The organism is Xanthomonas sp. CFBP 8443, from assembly GCF_025666195.1.
In the GTDB taxonomy this organism is placed as follows: Bacteria; Pseudomonadota; Gammaproteobacteria; order Xanthomonadales; family Xanthomonadaceae; genus Xanthomonas_A.
In genome coordinates this window covers 2708134-2728174 of the sequence record NZ_CP102592.1, presented here as the reverse complement: position 1 = coordinate 2728174, position 20041 = coordinate 2708134, and the positions used below count along the sequence as shown (strand labels likewise).

3 protein-coding genes (1 of these 3 cut by a window edge) are annotated in these 20041 nt (G+C 66.2%); all 3 read left to right on the top strand.

The features are described 5' to 3' along the window. Nucleotides 1-201 precede the first annotated feature (201 nt). Complete coding sequence (locus NUG20_RS11340) at nucleotides 202-1857, top strand: fatty acyl-AMP ligase (RefSeq protein ID WP_263394601.1); 1656 nt, start codon at nucleotides 202-204, stop codon at nucleotides 1855-1857. Between the two features lie 117 nt (nucleotides 1858-1974). Further along, nucleotides 1975-2259 carry an acyl carrier protein gene (locus NUG20_RS11335; protein ID WP_263394600.1) on the top strand — a complete coding sequence of 95 codons (285 nt, stop codon included), beginning with the start codon at nucleotides 1975-1977 and terminating at the stop codon, nucleotides 2257-2259. Next, nucleotides 2256-20041: the 5' portion of a non-ribosomal peptide synthase/polyketide synthase gene (locus tag NUG20_RS11330; protein WP_263394599.1), read on the top strand. Its footprint extends 4735 nt past the window's final position; only the first 17786 of its 22521 coding nucleotides appear in the window; it begins with the start codon at nucleotides 2256-2258; the stop codon falls past the right edge of the window. Before NUG20_RS11335 ends, NUG20_RS11330 begins: the two co-directional genes overlap by 4 nt.

Below are 20041 nucleotides of genomic sequence, written 5' to 3'. Positions count from 1 at the left end.
TGGGCTTGACTAATCAAGATATCGGTGGAAAAGTAAATCGGAGTGATGGGCTGGCCCCTCGATATTCTGCGGGCCGCCCCGGGGGAAGGCCTCTTCAGCCAGTTTGGAACCTAGCGTTGCAGCTACTGCTGCCGCTGTTTGTCCAATGCCCTAGCTCAAGATGCGTCAGGAAAATGAAGCGTACTCAAGGAGAGGGTGGTCGTGCAGAGTTTTCCCGAGATCGTGCTCCAGCGTGCGCAGTTGAAATCGGACGACGTCGCCTGCCGCTTTTTCAAGGGGCCTGCGCTTGCGCATGAGCTCATGACGTTTGGTGCGCTATGGGAGCGCGCGTCGGGCTGGGCCCGCAAGTTTCAGGCGCAGGGCCTTGCGCAGCAGCGTGCTGTGCTCGTATGCAAATCGCAACAGAACTTTGTTGTCGCCTTCTATGCGTGCCTGCTTGCGGGCGTCGTCGCCGTTCCCGCCTCTCCGCCACGCCGGCAGAATTCGCAAAATCGTCTACAAATCATCGTCCATGATGCCGGCGCGCATGCGATCATCTTCGATTCCGACGAGTTTCTACAGGCGGAGTTGGCGGTGGGGGATGAGGCGCTGCTCAGAATCGATATGCGCGAACCTGTGGAAACGTTCGCGGACCCAGTGTGCGCCGCACAATGGGAGCCCGCGCGCGTGGAAGTATCGACACCTGCTTTTCTTCAATATACCTCTGGCTCCACCGGGGATCCGAAAGGCGTCGTCGTCACCCATGGAAATCTCGTAGACAATTGTGCTGCGATTCAAGATGGGATGGAAATCACAGGCGAATCACGTTTATTTACTGCACTACCATTGTTTCACGACATGGGGCTGGTTGGCGGCGTCCTGCAGTTCATGTATTCCGGATGTTCGGCGAGCTTCCTGTCGCCTGCCGAGTTCGTGCAGTATCCGGAGCGCTGGTTGCACGTCATCTCCGAGTTTCGCATCACTGTCAGTGGTGGTCCGAACTTCATGTACGATCTGGCCGCACGCACGGTTAGGGACGAAGCCATCGCTGGGGTCGATCTGTCTTCATGGGGTGTGGCGTTCTGCGGAGCCGAGCCCATCCGCGCCGGCGTCATTGACCGATTCACGCAGCGATTTGCGGCACATGGCTTCCGCGCAGAGGCGTTCTATCCCTGCTATGGCATGGCGGAATCGACGTTGCTGATCACCGGCGTGCAGGTCGGCGCTGCGCCGACGCTACGTCGGCATGGCGGCGCAGAGGTGGTGGGCTGCGGGTCGCCGCGTGGCGATGCGCGCATCGAGATCGTCGATCCCGAGACCTCGTCAAGGATGGCGGAAGGGCAGGAGGGGGAGATATGGGTCAGGGGTGGCAGCGTCGCGCACGGTTATTGGATGCGGCCGGAGTTGAGCCAGCGTGTTTTCCACGCGCGGATAGACGGTGCCGGCCCCGGTCACCTGCGTACCGGTGATCTCGGCTTCATGCTCGATGGCCAGTTGTACGTGACCGGACGCCTCAAGGATCTGATCATCGTCAACGGCAGGAAGTACGCACCTCAGGACATCGAAGACAGGTGCGAGCAAAGCCACGAAGCCTTGCGCCAAGCCGGCGGTGCCGCCTTCGGCATAAGCGACGTGGAGGGGGAACGGCTGGTGGTGGTGTTCGAACTCAAGCGTGAATGGCTGCGGCGCCGTCCCGACTTGCCCGCTGTGGTCGGTTCGATGCGCGCATCAGTCAATGCCGAATACGGGTTGCCGGTAGCGGATATCGTGCTGCTCAAGCCTGGTGCGTTGCCGCGGACCTCGAGCGGCAAGGTGCGACGGATGCAATGCCGGATGGACTACCTGTCTGGTGAGTTGGAGCGCGTCGCGGCGCATTGATATCGGCAGCTGATCGACCGCGTGTACGCGGTCATGCGAGTGCATCTCAAAGGATTTGCTGTTTGTCACGTCGTGGGTGGCTTTGGCGTTTTTCTCAAGGTTGAGGAGCGGTGATTGATGAGTGCGCGCGAGCTGTGGCTGAAGGATGCGTTGTCGGAATTGATGGAGGTCGATGTGGCGCAGATCTCGGCGACACGGACCTTCGCCGAGCAAGGGGTCGATTCGCTGATCGGTTTGCGCCTGACCCGCAAGCTCGAAGAGTCGCTAGGCTTGGAGGTCGACCTTGAATGGCTGTTCGACCATCCCAGCATTCGCGAACTGGCGCAGTTCCTTGACTCGCATTTTGGCGTGCTCGATGCCATGCCGGCCCGGCCGAACCATGATCGCAGGATCGATGCATGAAGCACGATGCGCAGGCAGGGCCATGGATGCCGCTGTCGGCTGCGCAACGTAGCCGTTGGTTCCTCTATCGGCTCAATCCTGATGCACAGGGTACCCACAACAACGCCTTCGCTGCGGCTGTCCACGGAGTACTCGCCCCGGACCAGCTTGCGCTCGCTTTACGGCAGCTTGCCCTGCGCCATCCAATGCTGCGGGTCCGCTTTCGCGAGCAAGCCGGGGAAGTCGAGCAGTCGGTCGCGCATTCCGCGGATGTGCCGCTGATCCTCGATGACGTCGCGTCGCTCGACGAGGCGGCTTTGTTGCAGCGCGTGCGGGACGATGCCGCGCAGGCCTTCGATCTTTTCCGGCAGCCGCCGGTCCGGGCGGGTTTATACCGCCGCGCGGACGAAACGCAGATCCTGCTGCTGACGTTCGACCATATCGCCGTCGATGGCTGGTCCTACTGGCGCTTGCTGGAGGAGCTGGGGGGGCTGCTTGGCAGCGGCGCGGTCGAGTGGGAGGCGCCGGATGCCGAGGCAGACTACGAGGACTATGTCCGCTGGCAAGCGCAATGGTTGCAAGGCCCCGCAGCGCAGGCGCAGCGTGCCTACTGGAAAGACGCGTTGCATGGCGCGGCACAGAGCCTGCAGCTTCCGGCGGATCGGCCATTGGCAGCCGCCTCGGGCCAGCTGGGCGAGATCGTATTGACGATCCCACTTTCGTTGAGTCTTGGCCTCCATGCGTTGGGGAGGCGTCATGCAGGCACGCTTTACACGACGCTGCTTGCCGCCTACACGATCCTGTTGCATCGCTATTGCGGCCAGGACGACATTTCGATTGGCTCGCCGATGCCTGGACGTAGCCGTTCCGAGTGGGATGGCGTGGTCGGCGACTTCGTCAATCCGATCGTATTGCGCTCCTCGTTGCCGCAGGACGCGAGCGTTGCGGATGCGCTGCGCACGGTGCGCAATACCGCGTTGCGCGGGATGAAGAACCAGGACTATCCCTTCGCATTGCTGGTCGAAGACCTGCATCCCCTGCGGATCGCAGGGCAGCATCCCTTCTACCAGACCATGTTCGTGTTCCAGAACGCCAGGCACGGCGGCGGCCTGCGCAGCTTGTGGGGCGGAATGGAGGCCGGTGGCCCGGTCGCGTGGGGTGGCGTCGGGCTGGCCTCCTATCCCGCGTGCCGCAGCGGCGCCAACGACGCCATTCCCCTGCTGCTGGAGACGATCGAGTTGGAAGAAGGCATCCGATGCGCCTTCAAGTTCGATCAGGCGTTGTTCGAACAACAGACGGTCGAGCGCCTGAGCCGCGCGTGGCTGACCCTGCTGCAGGGCTTGGTCGCCGATGATGCGCAGCTGGTTGCGCGCTTGCCGCTGCTGCCCGAAGCGGAACGCGAATTGGTGCTGCATGGGTTCAACGCTACGCAGGCGGAGTACCCGGAGGTGCCGATCCACACGCTGTTCGAGGCGCAGGCAGCGCAGCAGCCGCAGGCGCTCGCGCTGGAGTGCGGAGACTGGCGGCTGAGCTATGGCGAGTTGAACGCGCGTGCCAACCAGCTGGCGCACCGGCTGATCGCGTTGGGGATCATGCCTGACGATCGTGTCGCGATCTGCATGCAACGCAGTGCGGACATGGTGGTGGGGCTGCTGGGCATCCTCAAGGCGGGCGGCGCCTACGTGCCGTTGGATCCTTCCTATCCCGCCGAACGGCTGTCCTACATGCTGGCCGACAGCGCACCGGTGGCGCTGCTGACCCAGGCGGCACTGGTGGAAACGGTCCGCGCGCTCGATCCCGCAGGCACCGCGCTCGCGGTGGTGGCGCTGGATGACGACATCACCCTGGATGCGCAGCCCGTCCATGATCCGAGCATCGCGGAGCTGACATCGCGACACCTGGCCTATGTGATCTACACCTCCGGTTCCACCGGGCGGCCGAAGGGGGTGATGATCGAGCACGCCAGCGCAGCCAATCTGTTGGCGTGGGCGCAGGCAAACTTTTCGGTCGAACAATTGGCGACGACGCTGCTGTCGACCTCGATCAATTTCGATCTAGCGGTGTTCGAACTGTTCGTGCCGCTGAGCACGGGCCGGACGGTTCGGCTGGTCGCGGATCTGGTGTCGGCAGGTCCCGCGCTGGTCGGAACGACCCTGGTCAATACGGTGCCCTCGGCGATCGCGGCGGTGCTGGACGGCAATGGGCTGCCGGCGACGGTGACGGCGGTGAACCTGGCCGGCGAGCCGCTGAAGCGGACGTTGGTGGAGCGGGTGTTCGCCGCGAGCCAGGCACAGATGGTGGCCAACCTGTACGGCCCGTCGGAGACGACGACCTATTCGACGTGGACGGCGATGACGCGGGCCGGCGGGTTCGTGGGCCATATCGGTCGCCCGATCGCCAATACCCGGGTGTATGCGCTCGGCGCGTATGGCGAGCCGGTGCCGATCGGTGTGGCCGGGGAACTCCATATCGGTGGTGCGGGCGTGGCGCGTGGCTACTTGAACCGGGCCGACCTGACCGCCGAGCGGTTCCTGGTCGACCCGTTCGTGGACGACGCGAACGCGCGGATGTACCGCACTGGCGACCTGGGCCGTTGGTTGCCTGACGGCAATATCGAATACCTGGGACGCAACGACTTCCAGGTAAAAGTGCGCGGCTTCCGGATCGAGCTGGGCGAGATCGAGGCCCGGCTGTCCGAATGCGACGGGGTACGCGAGGCAGCGGTGTTGGCGCGCGAGGACGCGCCGGGCGAAAAACGACTCGTCGCCTACCTGGTGGCGGAAGAAGGCGCCGAACCGTCGGCCGTAGCGCTGCGCGACGCGCTATCGCAGGCGCTGCCGGAGTACATGCTGCCGAGTGCATTCGTGATCTTGCCAGCGTTGCCGTTGACGCCCAACGGCAAGTTGGACCGCCAAGCGTTGCCGGCGCCGGATCGGGACGCAGTGGCGAGCCGCGCCTACGCAGCACCGGAAGGCGAGGCCGAGCAGGCGATCGCAACGATCTGGCAGGATCTGCTGGGCCTGGAGCGGGTGGGGCGTCACGACCATTTCTTCGATCTGGGCGGACATTCGTTGCTGGCGGTGCGGCTGGTGACGCGCGTGCGTGCGGCGCTAGGGGTGGAACTGGCGTTGCGCGAGGTGTTCGCGCAGCCGGTGCTGGCAGCGCTGGCCAAGAGCGTGTCCGTGGCAGTGGCTTCCCTGCATGAGGCGATCGTGCCGGTGGACCGTGCGGGCTCGTTGCCGCTGTCCTGGGCGCAGCAACGGCTGTGGTTCCTCGATCGGCTCGACCATGCGGCAGGCGCGGCGTACCACATCCCCGCAGCGCTGCGGTTGAGTGGCGGCTTGGACCGTATCGCGTTGCAGAAGAGCCTGGATCGCGTGGTGGCGAGGCACGAGAGCCTGCGCACGACCTTCGTCAGCGTCGAGGGCGAGCCGCAACAGGCCGTCGCAGCGGCGGACAGCGGGTTCGCGCTGACCGTGCATGACCTGCACGCGTTGGACGCCATAGCGCAGGAACGGGCGGTGGCCGAACTGAGCATCGCCGAAGCGCGCGCTCCGTTCGATCTGGCGCGGGGCCCGCTGATCCGTGGACGCCTGCTGGTACTGTCCGCACAACAGCACGTGCTGCTGGTGACCCAGCACCACATCGTCTCCGATGGCTGGTCGATCGGGATCCTGGTGCGCGAAATCAGCGCACTGTATACCGCCTTCCTGCAGGGCGAAGCGGATCCGTTGCCGGCGCTGCCGGTCCAGTACGCGGACTATGCAGCGTGGCAGCGGCGTTGGCTGCAGGGCACCGCGTTGCAGGAGCAGCTCGCATTCTGGAAGAACCAGTTGCGCGACGCGCCTGCGCTGCTCGAACTGCCGACCGATCGTCCGCGGCCGATGTCGATGAGCTATCGCGGCGGCAGCCTGCCCGTGCGGTTGCCGGCTGAAGCGGTCGACGCGGTCCGTTCATTGTCGCAACGCCACGGCACGACGCTGTTCATGACGTTGCTGGCCAGCTGGTCGGCGTTGCTGGCGCGGCTGAGCGGCCAGGACCAGGTGGTGATCGGCAGCCCGGTGGCGAACCGGCAGCGGGCCGAGGTCGAGCCGCTGATCGGCTTCTTCGTCAACACGCTGGCGCTGCGCGTGGACCTGCGTGCCGATCCGAGCGTGGCCGAGTTGCTGGCGCAGGTCCGCACGACCCTGCTGGACGCCTATGCGCACCAGGACCTGCCGTTCGAGCAGGTGGTGGAAGCGGTGCAACCGGTGCGCAGCCTGAGTCATAGCCCGGTGTTTCAGGCGATGCTGAGCTTGAACAACACGCCAAGCGATGGCGGCTTGCGATTGCCTGGACTCGCCGTTGCGATGGTAGAGACGGGCACGCCTAGCGCGCAATTCGATTTGTCCTTGTCGCTGAACGAGACGACGGACGGACTGGTGGGCGCGCTGGTGTATGCGCAGGACCTTTTCGAGCCCGCCACCGTGGAACGGCTGTTGGGGCATTGGCAGACGCTGTTGATCGCAATGGCGGCCGACGCGGTGCAGCCGGTCAGCCGGCTGCCCTTGCTGTCGGCGGACGAGCGCAAGCAGGTGCTGGCCGGCTTCAACGCTACCGAAATCGACTATCCGCGGCATGCGCTGATCCACACGCTGTTCGAAGCGCAGGCCGCGCAGCAGCCCCAGGCGCTCGCGCTGGAGTGCGGGGACCAGCGGCTGAGCTATGGCGAGTTGAACGCGCGTGCCAACCAGTTGGCGCACCGGCTGATCGGGTTGGGCGTCACGCCTGACGACCGCGTCGCGATCTGCATGCAACGCAGTGCGGACATGGTGGTGGGGCTGCTGGGCATCCTCAAGGCCGGTGGCGCCTACGTGCCGCTGGATCCGGCCTATCCCGCCGAACGGCTGGCCTACATGCTGGCCGACAGCGCACCGGTGGCGTTGCTGACCCAGGTGGCACTGGTGGAGACGGTCCGCGGGCTCCGTCCCGCCGGGGCCGCGCTGGCGGTGGTGGCGCTGGATGACGACGCCGCGCTGGATGCGCAACCCGTCCATGATCCGAGCGTCGCGGGGCTGACACCGCGACACCTGGCCTATGTGATCTACACCTCAGGTTCCACCGGGCGGCCGAAAGGGGTGATGATCGAACACGCGCCCGTGGTGAATTTGTGGACAGAACTGGAGCACTCGGTCTTCGGCATGCTGTGCGCCGAAGAGCGTGTCGCGTTGAACTCGTCGTTATCGTTCGACGCCTCTGTTCAAACATTGACCCAACTCCTGTCCGGCCGCTGCGTCGTCGTGATTCCGGAAGCTGTCCGGATCGATACCGGCGCGTTGCTGCAATTCCTCAGCCGGCAGCGGATCGGAGCGTTCGACTGCACGCCAGCGCAACTGCGATTATTGCTGGACGCCGGCCTACTTGAAGGATCCGTCGCGTCATTGAAAGCCGTGCTGGTCGGCGGTGAAGCCATTGCGCCAAGCATGTGGAGGACACTGAGCCAGTCCGCATCGATCCGCATCTTCAATGCCTACGGCCCGACGGAGTGTACGGTCGAAAGCACCATTGCCGTCGTCAACGGAGCCGGAGAATTCCCGCACATCGGCCGCCCGATCGCCAATGCACGGGTCTACATCCTCGATGCACGAGCACAGCCAGTGCCTGTCGGGGTAGCGGGGGAGCTCCATATCGGTGGTACAGGCGTGGGACGCGGCTACCTGAACCGGCCTGACCTGACTGCCGAGCGGTTCCTGGCCGACCCGTTCGCGGACAATGCGAACGCGCGGATGTACCGCACTGGCGACCTGGGTCGTTGGTTGCCTGACGGCAGCATCGAATACCTGGGACGCAACGACTTCCAGGTGAAGGTGCGTGGCTTCCGGATCGAGCTGGGCGAGATCGAGTCTGCGCTGACTGCGTGCGCCGGGGTAGGCGAGGCCGTGGTATTGGCGCGCGAGGACGTGCCGGGGGAAAAACGGCTCGTCGCCTACCTGGTGGCGGAAGAAGGCGCCGAACCGTCGGCCGTGGCCCTGCGCGACGCGCTGTCGCAGGCACTGCCGGAGTACATGCTGCCGAGTGCGTTCGTGATCTTGCCAGCGTTGCCGCTGACGCCCAGCGGCAAGCTGGACCGCCAAGCGTTACCGGTGCCGGATCGGGCCGCAGTGGCGAGCCGAAGCTACGCAGCGCCGGAAGGCGAGGCCGAGCAGGCGATCGCGGCGATCTGGCGGGAGCTGCTGGGCTTGAAGCAGGTGGGGCGGAACGACCATTTCTTCGAACTGGGCGGGCACTCGTTGCTGGCGGTGCGGCTGGTGACGCGCGTGCGTGCGGCGCTGGGGGTGGAACTGGCCTTGCGCGAAGTGTTCGCGCAGCCGGTACTGTCGTCGTTGGCATGTGCGATTGCCGCGGCCGCGACGACGGCGCAGGGCGCGATCGTGCCGGTGGACCGCGCAGGCATACTGCCGTTGTCCTGGGCGCAGCAGCGGCTGTGGTTCCTGGACCAGTTGGATCATGCGGCGGGCGCGGCGTACCACATGCCGGCGGCGCTGCGCTTGAGCGGCACATTGGATCGCGCCGTGTTGCAGGCGAGCCTGGATCGCGTGGTGGCGAGGCACGAGAGCCTGCGCACGACCTTCGCCAACGTCGACGGCGAGCCGCAGCAGATGATCGCCCCGGCCGGCAGCGGGTTTGCGCTGGCTGCGCGGGATCTGCGGGAATTGGATGCCGTGGCGCAGGAAGCTGCGATCGCCGAACTGAGTAGCGCCGAAGCGCGCACCCCGTTCGACCTAGCACGCGGCCCCTTGATCCGTGGCCAGCTTTTGCAGTTGTCCGAGCACGAACACGTGTTGCTGGTGACCCAACACCACATCGTCTCCGATGGCTGGTCGATCGGGGTGCTGGTGCGCGAAGTGAGCGCGCTGTATGCCGCCTTCCGCCAGGGCGCTTCCGACCCGCTTCCGCCGTTGCCGGTCCAGTATGCAGACTACGCCGCATGGCAGCGGCGCTGGCTGCAGGGCGCCGCCCTGCAGGAACAGCTCGCGTTCTGGAAAAGCCAGTTGGGCGATGCGCCGGCATTGCTGGCGCTGCCGGCCGATCGAGCGCGGCCGGCGGTCCAGAGCTACAGGGGCGAACATATCGCAGTGTGCCTGCCGCAGGCATTGAGCGAGAAGCTGTACGGCCTGTCGCAGCGCCATGGTACGACCTTGTTCATGACGCTGCTGGCGAGCTGGTCCGTGCTGTTGTCGCGGCTGAGCGGCCAAGACCAGGTGGTGATCGGCAGCCCGGTGGCGAACCGGCAGCGGGCCGAGATCGAGCCGCTGATCGGCTTCTTCGTCAATACATTGGCGTTGCGCGTGGACCTCAGTGCCGACCCGAGCGTGGCCGAGTTGCTGGCGCGAATCCGCGCCATGACCCTGGGCGCGTATGCGAACCAGGATCTGCCGTTCGAGCAGATCGTCGAAGCGCTGCAGCCAGAACGTAGCCTCAGCCACAGTCCGATTTTCCAGACGCTGTTGACGCTGAACAACACTGGCTCCGATGCACTCAGCTTGCCGGGACTGCTGCTCTCCACGATGGCTGCGGCGCAACAGACCGCGCAGTTCGACCTTGCGCTGTCTTTGGCCGAGACGACAGACGGCCTGGTCGGCAGCCTGGTCTATGCCGTCGATCTGTTCGACCACGGAACCGTGGAGCGAATGCTTGGATACTGGACGACGCTGCTCGAAGCCATGGTGGAGAACGACGCGCAAACCGTTGCGCGTTTGCCGCTGCTGTCGGGCGAAGAGCGCGCGCAGGTGCTGTACGCATTCAATGCGACGCAGGCCGCATATCCGCAAGACGGATTGATTCATGGCGCATTCGAAGCGCAGGCGCAGGCACGGCCCGATGCGGTCGCGATCGAGTTCGGCGGAGAGTTCCTGAACTACGGCGAGTTGAACCGACGGGCGAATCACGTGGCATACCGCTTGATTGCCCTGGGAGTGGAACCGGACGACCGTGTCGCGATCTGCGCCGAGCGCAGCATCGAGATGGTGATCGGTCTGCTCGGCATCCTGAAGGCGGGCGGCGCCTATGTTCCGCTCGATCCGGTTTACCCGAGCGAACGCCTGGCGTACATGTTGTCCGACAGCGCGCCGAAGGCGGTACTGACGCAATCGGCGTTGAACGACCGGTTGCCGCTGTTGGCATCGATGCAGTGTCCGGCGATTGCGCTGGACGATTGCGATACGCTGGCCACGCAAGCCTCGCACGATCCATCGGTATCCGGCCTGACGTCGCGGCATCTGGCCTACGTGATCTATACCTCGGGTTCGACCGGGCTTCCTAAGGGCGTGATGATCGAGCACGCGAATGCAGCGAACCTGCTGGCATGGGCGCAGGCGAGCTTCACGCAAGCGCAGCTGTCGACGACGCTGCTGTCGACATCGATCAACTTCGACCTGGCGGTATTCGAGCTGTTCGTCCCATTGAGCGTCGGCGCGACGGTGCGGCTGGTGCGCGACTTGGTGTCGGCGACGCCCGCGTTGGCGGGCACCACGCTGGTGAACACCGTGCCGTCTGCGATCGCGGCGGTGCTCGAATCGTCGCAGTTGCCGGCAACGGTGCGGACGGTGAATCTGGCCGGCGAACCGTTGAAGCGGGCGCTGGTCGATAAAATTTTTGCATCGAGCCAGGCACAATCGGTGGCCAACCTGTACGGCCCATCGGAGACGACGACATACTCGACATGGGTGGAGATGGCGCGTGCGGACGGCTTCGCGCCGCACATCGGCCGGCCGATCGCCAATACGCAGATCTACATCCTGGACGGGGAGGGCGAGGCGGTGCCGATCGGTGTGGCCGGCGAGATCCACATCGGCGGTGCCGGTGTTGCGCGCGGCTATTTGAACCGCCCGGACCTGACCGTCGAACGCTTCCTGGCCGATCCGTTCGCGCCAGGCGCCGGTGCGCGCATGTACAAGACCGGCGACCTCGGTCGCTGGCGACCGGACGGTACCATCGAGTACCTGGGCCGTAACGACTTCCAGGTGAAGATCCGCGGCTTCCGGATCGAGTTGGGCGAGGTCGAGGCCAGGCTCGCCGTCTGTGCGAACGTGCGCGAGGCGGTGGTGGTCGCGCGCGAGGACCTGGCCGGCGACAAGCGGCTGGTGGCGTATGTGGTGGCGCAGGACGGCGCCAGTGCACCCTCGATCGCCGCGTTGCGCGAGCAACTGGCGCAGGACCTGCCCGAGTACATGATCCCCGGCGCGTTCGTGCAGCTGCAGGCGTTGCCGCTGACGCCCAACGGCAAGCTCGATCGCAAGGCCTTGCCGGCCCCCGACCTGGACGCGGTCGCGAGCCGGGCCTACGAGGCGCCCGTCGGCGCGACCGAACAGGCGATCGCCGAGGTCTGGCAGGAACTGCTGGGACTCGAACGTGTCGGCCGCCACGATCACTTCTTCGAACTGGGCGGGCACTCGCTGCTGGCGGTGCGGCTGGTGACGCGCCTGCGCGGCGCGCTGGGCGTGGACGTGGCGTTGCGCGACGTGTTCGCGCAGCCGACCCTGTCCGGGTTGGCGCGGATCGCCTCCAGCGCGGAGGCGTCGACGCATGGCGCGATCGAGCCGGTGGACCGTAGCGCACCGCTGCCGCTCTCGTGGGCACAGCAGCGGCTGTGGTTCCTGGACCAGCTCGATCATGCCGCGGCGGCGGCCTACCATATCCCCGCCGCGTTGCGGTTGAGCGGGGAGCTGCACCGCGCCGCCTTGTGCGCGAGCCTGGACCGGATCGTGGCGCGGCACGAGAGCCTGCGCACGATCTTCGCCAGTGCCGATGGCGCGCCGCACCAGGTCATCGTCTCCGAAGGCATCGGCTTCGCCCTGCTCGAACACGACCTGCGTGCGATGGAGGCATCAGCGCAGGCCGCGACGCTGGCCGAGCTGAGCGCCGAAGAGGCACGCGCGCCGTTCGACCTGGCGGCCGGCCCGCTGATCCGCGGCCGGCTGCTGCAGCTGGCCGACGATGACCACGTGCTGCTGGTCACCCAGCACCACATCGTCTCCGACGGCTGGTCGATCGCGCTGCTGATCCGGGAACTCGGCGCGCTGTATGCGGCCTTCAGCCAGGGCGAGGCCGATCCGCTGGCGCCGCTGCCGATCCAGTACGCCGACTATGCGGCATGGCAACGGCAGTGGCTGCAGGGCGATGTGCTGCAGCGGCAGATCGCCTTCTGGCGCGAGCACCTGGCCGGGGCGCCGGCCTTGCTCGAACTGCCGAGCGACCGGCCGCGCCCGGCCACGCAAAGCTACCGCGGCGATGCGGTGGAGGTACGCCTGGGGCAGGAACTGACGGGGGCATTGCATGCCTTGTCGCAGCGCCACGGCGTGACCCTGTTCATGACGCTGTTGGCGGGGTGGTCGGCGCTGCTGTCACGCTTGAGTGGGCAGGACGAGGTGGTGATCGGCAGCCCGATCGCGAACCGGCAGCGCGCCGAGGTCGAGCCGATGGTCGGCTTCTTCGTCAACACGCTGGCGTTGCGCGTGAAGCTGGATGCGGACCCGAGCGTGGCCGAGTTGCTGGCGCAGATCAAGGCGACGACGCTGGGCGCGTACGCGCACCAGGACCTGCCGTTCGAACAGGTGGTCGAAGCGCTGCAACCCGCGCGCAGCCTCAGTCACAGTCCACTGTTCCAGGCACTGCTGGCGCTGAACAACACCAGCGCCGATGCGCTGCGCCTGCCGGGGCTGATGCTATCCACGATCGATGTCGCGCAACGGACCACGCAGTTCGATCTCACCTTGTCCCTGGTCGAGACGGCAGACGGACTGGTCGGCAGCTTCGCCTATGCGGTCGATCTGTTCGACCAGGCCACCGTGCAACGGATGTTCGGGCATTGGACGACGCTGCTCGAAGCGATGGTTGCCGACGATGCGCAAAGCCTGAGCCGCCTGTCGCTGCTGTCGCTGGACGAACGCCAGCGCATCCTGACGGGATTCAACGCTACACGGGTCGAGCATCCGCACGACAAGACGATCCACGCCTTGTTTGAAGCGCAAGCCGCACGGCATCCGGATGCCGTCGCGGTCGAGTGCGGCGATGGACGGCTGAGCTACGGCGAACTGAACCATCGCGCGAACCGACTGGCGCACCATCTGGCGGCGCTCGGCGTGCGATGCGACGAACGCATCGCATTGTGCATGGAGCGCGGTATCGAGATGGTGGTCGGCGTGCTCGGCATCCTGAAGGCAGGTGCGGCCTACGTGCCGCTGGACTCGGACTACCCGCCCGAGCGGCTAGCCTTCATGTTGAGCGACAGTGCGCCGGTCGCGCTGCTGACCGATACGGTGCACGCGGAGCGGCTCTCTGTGCTGAATCCGCCACGCATGGTGGTGCTGGATGGTGCGGACGATCGGAGTGCGATCGCGAAGCATCCACAACACGATCCGCAGGTGAAAGAGCTTGCGCCACATCATCTTGCCTACGTCATCTATACCTCGGGTTCGACCGGGCGGCCGAAGGGTGTCATGGTCGAACACCGGCAGCTCGTGGCTTCGACGCTGGCGCGCACGCATGCGTACTCGAAGTACGAGCGTTTTCTGCTGCTGTCCTCGATCGCGTTCGACAGTTCGGTTGCCGGAATCTTCGGCACCTTGGCCAGCGCGGGCACCTTGCTGATTCCGGAGGAGGTATCCGCGCGGGACCTGGACGCGATCGCGGCTCTGGTCGAACGACTCCAGGCCACGACGCTGCTTTGCGTGCCTTCGCTCGCGCGCTTGATCCTGGAACATCTTAGCCGGCATACAGAGCGAAGCTTGCGGGAGATCATCGTCGCTGGCGAGACCTGTCCGCCTGCGTTACGGGACATGGCCGCAAGCTTCGTGCCGACGTTGACGCTCTACAACGAATACGGCCCGACCGAAGCCACCGTGTGGGCGACGCTGTATCGCGCCAGCGCAGGCGATGGCGGTCCTGTACCGATCGGCCGACCTGTCGCGAACACGCGCATCTATGTGCTCGATCGGCATGGCGCGTTGCTGCCGGTCGGCGTCGCAGGCGAACTCCATATCGGCGGCGCCGGCGTGGCCCGTGGCTATCTGGGGCGCCCAGACCTGACCGCTGAACGCTTCCTTGCCGATCCGTTCTCCAACGATGCCGATGCCCGCATGTACAGGACAGGCGACATGGGCTGCTGGTTGGCGGACGGCAACCTCCAGTATCTCGGCCGCAACGACTTCCAGGTAAAGATCCGCGGATTCCGCGTCGAACTCGGCGAAATCGAGGCGAAACTCTCTGCTTGCGCAGGTGTGCGCGAAGCGGCTGTGATCGTCCGCGAGGATGTAGCGGACGACCGGCGTCTGGTGGCCTATGTTGTGGCGCAGCCGGGCATGGCGCCGTCGGCCGCGGAGTTGCGCATGCAACTTTCGCAGGACTTGCCTGAGTACATGATCCCGAGTGCCTTCGTCGGCCTGGATGCGCTGCCGCTGACGCCCAACGGCAAGCTCGATCGTAAGGTCTTGCCCGCGCCCGACCAAAGCGCGATCGCCAGCCGCGACTATCAGGCGCCAGTCGGCGACAGCGAGCAGATGCTTGCCGGGCTCTGGCAGGAACTGCTCGGCCTGAAGCAGATCGGTCGCGCCGATCACTTCTTCGAACTCGGCGGCCACTCGCTGCTGGCGGTTCGCCTGGTGGCGCGCCTGCGCGCGATGCTTGGCATCGATGTGCCGCTGCGCGACGTATTCGCGCGGCCGATCTTGTCGGAGCTGGCGCAACTTGTCTCTGGTGCGACCGTATCGTCGCAGGCTGCGATCGTGCCGGTACAGCGCGACATGGCGTTGCCGTTGTCGTGGGCGCAGCAACGGCTGTGGTTCCTCGATCAGCTCGATGACGGCGCCGGCGCGGCGTATCACATCCCGACCGCTTTGCGGCTGAGTGGGGTGCTCGATCAGGCTGCATTGCAGGCGAGCCTGGACCGGGTCGTGGCGCGGCACGAAAGCCTGCGTACGACATTCGTCAGCGTCGACGGAGAGCCGCGGCAAACGATCGCGCCAGCGGATTCAGGTTTCGCTTTGACTCGGCATGATTTGCGCGAATTGGAGATAGTCGCGCAAGCCATTGCCGTCGCCGAACTGAGCGAAAGCGAAGCGCGCGCACCCTTCGACCTTGCGTGTGGTCCGCTGATCCGTGGACGCCTGCTGCAATTGGCCGAGCGCGAGCACCTGTTGCTGGTGACGCAGCATCACATCGTGTCGGACGGCTGGTCGATCGGCGTGCTGGTGCGAGAAGTCAGCGCCCTCTATGCCGCCTTTAGCCAGGGCCACGCCGACCCATTGCCCGCGTTGCAGCTGCAATATGCGGATTACGCGGCGTGGCAGCGGCAATGGCTGCAGGGTGATGCGCTGCAGACGCAGATCGGCTTCTGGCGCGACCATTTGCGCGGCGTGCCGACACTGCTGGAATTGCCGACCGATCGGCCGCGGCCCGCGCTGCAGCGCTACATCGGCGATCGTGCCCAGGTGCGTGTGCCCGAAGCGCTGACGGCCGCGCTGCGCACGCTGTCGGCGCGTCACGGCGCCACCTTGTTCATGACGCTGCTGGCCGGCTGGTCGACGTTGCTGTCGCGGCTGAGCGGCCAGCACGATGTCGTGATCGGCACGCCGGTGGCCAATCGCCAGCGCGCCGAAATCGAACCGCTGATCGGGTTCTTCGTCAACACGCTGGCACTGCGCGTCGACCTGTCGTCGGCTCCGAGCGTGGCCGAGTTGTTGGCGCAGATCAAGTCGACCACGCTCGGGGCCTACGCGCACCAGGATCTGCCATTCGAGCAGGTCGTCGAAATCCTGCAGCCCGAGCGCAGCCTGAGCCACAGTCCGGTGTTCCAGGTGCTATTGGCCTTGAACAACGTGCCTGCCGGCGAAGCTGCAACGCTTCCCGACTTGGCGCTGTCGGTCGTCGACGCTGCGCAGCAGACCGCGCAGTTCGATCTCGCGCTGTCGCTGACCGAAACAGCGGAGGGCCTGGTCGGCGGCCTGACGTATGCCGTCGACCTGTTCGACCGCGGCACCGTCGAGCGCATGCTGGACTGCTGGAAGACACTGCTCGAAGCGATGGTCGCAGGCGAGAATCAGTCCGTCGCGCGCTTGCCGCTGCTGTCGGCATCGGCGCGCGCGCAGGTGCTGACGGCGTTCAATGCGACGCAGTCGGCCTATCCATCGCACGAGACGATCCATGCCCAGTTCGAGGCGCAGGCGGCGCGAAACCCGGACGTCATCGCGGTGGAGTTCGACGGCGAGCAGTTGAGTTATGGCGAATTGAACCGCCGTGCGAACCGGCTTGCGCATCGCCTGATGCTGCTCGGGGTCGAACCCGACGCCCGGGTTGCGATCTGCGTCGAACGCAGCCTGGAGATGGTGGTAGGCGTGCTGGGTACGCTGAAAGCGGGAGCCGCCTACGTCCCGCTCGATCCCGCGTATCCGAACGAACGTCTCGCCTATGTCCTGGAAGACTGTGCGCCTGTGGCGGTGTTGACGCAGACGGCGTTGCGCGAACGCCTGCTTTCGCTGCATCTTGCGTCGTCGGCGGCAACCTGGCTGACACTGGACGCCGCCGCGGTGCTGGCGGGCCAGCCTGATCATGACCCGTGCCCGCAGGGCTTGGCCTCGGATCATCTGGCCTACGTGATCTACACGTCCGGCTCGACCGGGCAGCCGAAGGGCGTGGCGATGCCGCATCGGGCGCTGCGTAACCTGCTGGAATGGCAAGGTGTGCAAGAGTCCGAAGCCGTCGAGCATGAGCGCGTGCTGCAGTTCTCCGCGCTCGGATTCGATGTCGCGTTCCAAGAGATGTTCTATACCCTGGGCTCGGGCGGATGCCTGATCCTGGTGAACGAAGCGGTTCGGCAGGATCCGTTCGAGCTGATCGGCTTCATCCAGGCCCATGCGGTGCAGCGCATCTTCCTGCCGTTCGTGGCGCTGCAGGGACTCGCGGCTGCAGCCGAGCATGCGCAAGCGGCCTTGCCGTCGCTGCGGAACGTGGTCACCGCCGGCGAGCAACTGTTCGCCAATCCGGTAGTCAAGGCGTTCTTTGCAACGAACCCGGCCTGCCGGTTGCACAACCAATATGGCCCTACCGAAACCCACGTCGTCACTGCGTTGACGCTCTCCGGCGCGCCGGAGCAGTGGCCGGCGCTGCCGCCGATCGGCCGGCCGATCGCCAATACGCAGATCTACATCCTGGACGGGGAGGGCGAGGCGGTGCCGATCGGTGTGGCCGGCGAGATCCACATCGGCGGTGCCGGTGTTGCGCGCGGCTATTTGAACCGCCCGGACCTGACCGTCGAACGCTTCCTGGCCGATCCGTTCGCGCCAGGCGCCGGTGCGCGCATGTACAAGACCGGCGACCTCGGTCGCTGGCGACCGGACGGTACCATCGAGTACCTGGGCCGTAACGACTTCCAGGTGAAGATCCGCGGCTTCCGGATCGAGTTGGGCGAGGTCGAGGCCAGGCTCGCCGTCTGTGCGAACGTGCGCGAGGCGGTGGTGGTCGCGCGCGAGGACCTGGCCGGCGACAAGCGGCTGGTGGCGTATGTGGTGGCGCAGGACGGCGCCAGTGCACCCTCGATCGCCGCGTTGCGCGAGCAACTGGCGCAGGACCTGCCCGAGTACATGATCCCCGGCGCGTTCGTGCAGCTGCAGGCGTTGCCGCTGACGCCCAACGGCAAGCTCGATCGCAAGGCCTTGCCGGCCCCCGACCTGGACGCGGTCGCGAGCCGGGCCTACGAGGCGCCCGTCGGCGCGACCGAACAGGCGATCGCCGAGGTCTGGCAGGAACTGCTGGGACTCGAACGTGTCGGCCGCCACGATCACTTCTTCGAACTGGGCGGGCACTCGCTGCTGGCGGTGCGGCTGGTGACGCGCCTGCGCGGCGCGCTGGGCGTGGACGTGGCGTTGCGCGACGTGTTCGCGCAGCCGACCCTGTCCGGGTTGGCGCGGATCGCCTCCAGCGCGGAGGCGTCGACGCATGGCGCGATCGAGCCGGTGGACCGTAGCGCACCGCTGCCGCTCTCGTGGGCACAGCAGCGGCTGTGGTTCCTGGACCAGCTCGATCATGCCGCGGCGGAGGCCTACCACATTCCCGCCGCGTTGCGGTTGACCGGGGAGCTGCACCGCACCGCCTTGCGCACGAGCCTGGACCGGATCGTGGTGCGGCACGAGAGCCTGCGCACGATCTTCGCCAGTGCCGATGGCGCGCCGCACCAGGTCATCGTCTCCGAAGGCATCGGCTTCGCCCTGCTCGAACACGACCTGCGTGCGATGGAGGCATCGGCGCAGGCCGCGGCGCTGGCCGAGCTGAGCGCCGAAGAGGCACGCGCGCCGTTCGACCTGGCGGCCGGCCCGCTGATCCGCGGCCGGCTGCTGCAGCTGGCCGACGATGACCACGTGCTGCTGGTCACCCAGCACCACATCGTCTCCGACGGCTGGTCGATCGCGCTGCTGATCCGGGAACTCGGCGCGCTGTATGCGGCCTTCAGCCAGGGCGAGGCCGATCCGCTGGCGCCGCTGCCGATCCAGTACGCCGACTATGCGGCATGGCAACGGCAGTGGCTGCAGGGCGATGTGCTGCAGCGGCAGATCGCCTTCTGGCGCGAGCACCTGGCCGGGGCGCCGGCCTTGCTCGAACTGCCGAGCGACCGGTCGCGCCCGGCCACGCAAAGCTACCGGGGCGATGCGGTGGAGGTACGCCTGGGGCAGGAACTGACGGGGGCGTTGCACGCCTTGTCGCAGCGCCACGGCGTGACCCTGTTCATGACGCTGTTGGCGGGGTGGTCGGCGCTGCTGTCACGCTTGAGTGGGCAGGACGAGGTGGTGATCGGCAGCCCGATCGCGAACCGGCAGCGCGCCGAGGTCGAGCCGATGGTCGGCTTCTTCGTCAACACGCTGGCGTTGCGCGTGAAGCTGGATGCGGACCCGAGCGTGGCCGAGTTGCTGGCACAGATCAAGGCGACGACGCTGGGCGCGTACGCGCACCAGGACCTGCCGTTCGAACAGGTGGTCGAAGCGCTGCAGCCCGCGCGCAGCCTCAGCCACAGTCCGCTGTTCCAGGCATCGCTGGATCTGCAGAATACGCCGCAAGGCGAGTTACGGATGTCGGGGCTGATGTTGGCCATGCAGGAAACGCCAAGCCCGACGTCGCAGTTCGATCTGACCTTGTCGCTGACCGAACTGGATGGCGCGCTATGCGGTGTGTTGAAGTACGCGACCGATCTGTTCGACCGTGCGCGCATCGAGCGCCTGGCGGGCCATTTCGAGTTCCTGTTGCGGGCACTGGTGTCCGATCCGGCGCAGCGTGTCAGCGCATTGCCGCTGCTGAGCGACGCCGAGCGCCATCAATTGCTGGTGGCCTTCAACGCGACGGATGCCGATTATCCACGCGACGCCTGCATCCACGCCTTGTTCGAAGCGCAGGTGCGGGAACGCCCGGACGCGGTGGCGGTCGCGTTCGAAGGCGACCGCCTGTGCTATGGCGAACTGAACCGGCGCGCGAACCGGCTGGCGCATCGCCTGATCGCGCTCGGCGTGGCGCCGGGCAACCGCGTTGCGATCTGCGCCGAGCGCAATCCGGCGATGGTGATCGGCGTGCTGGGCATACTCAAGGCCGGCGGCGCCTATGTGCCATTGGACCCGGCGTATCCAGCCGATCGCCTGGCCTTCATGCTCGACGACAGCGCACCGGTGGCACTGCTGGCGCAGTCCAACCTTTCAGGCCTGGCTGCCGCGTCGAATGCTAACGGGGCCGCGCTTCCGTTGATTCTGCTGGATCGCGAGGAAATGCGGGCCGAGCATCCCGCGCACGA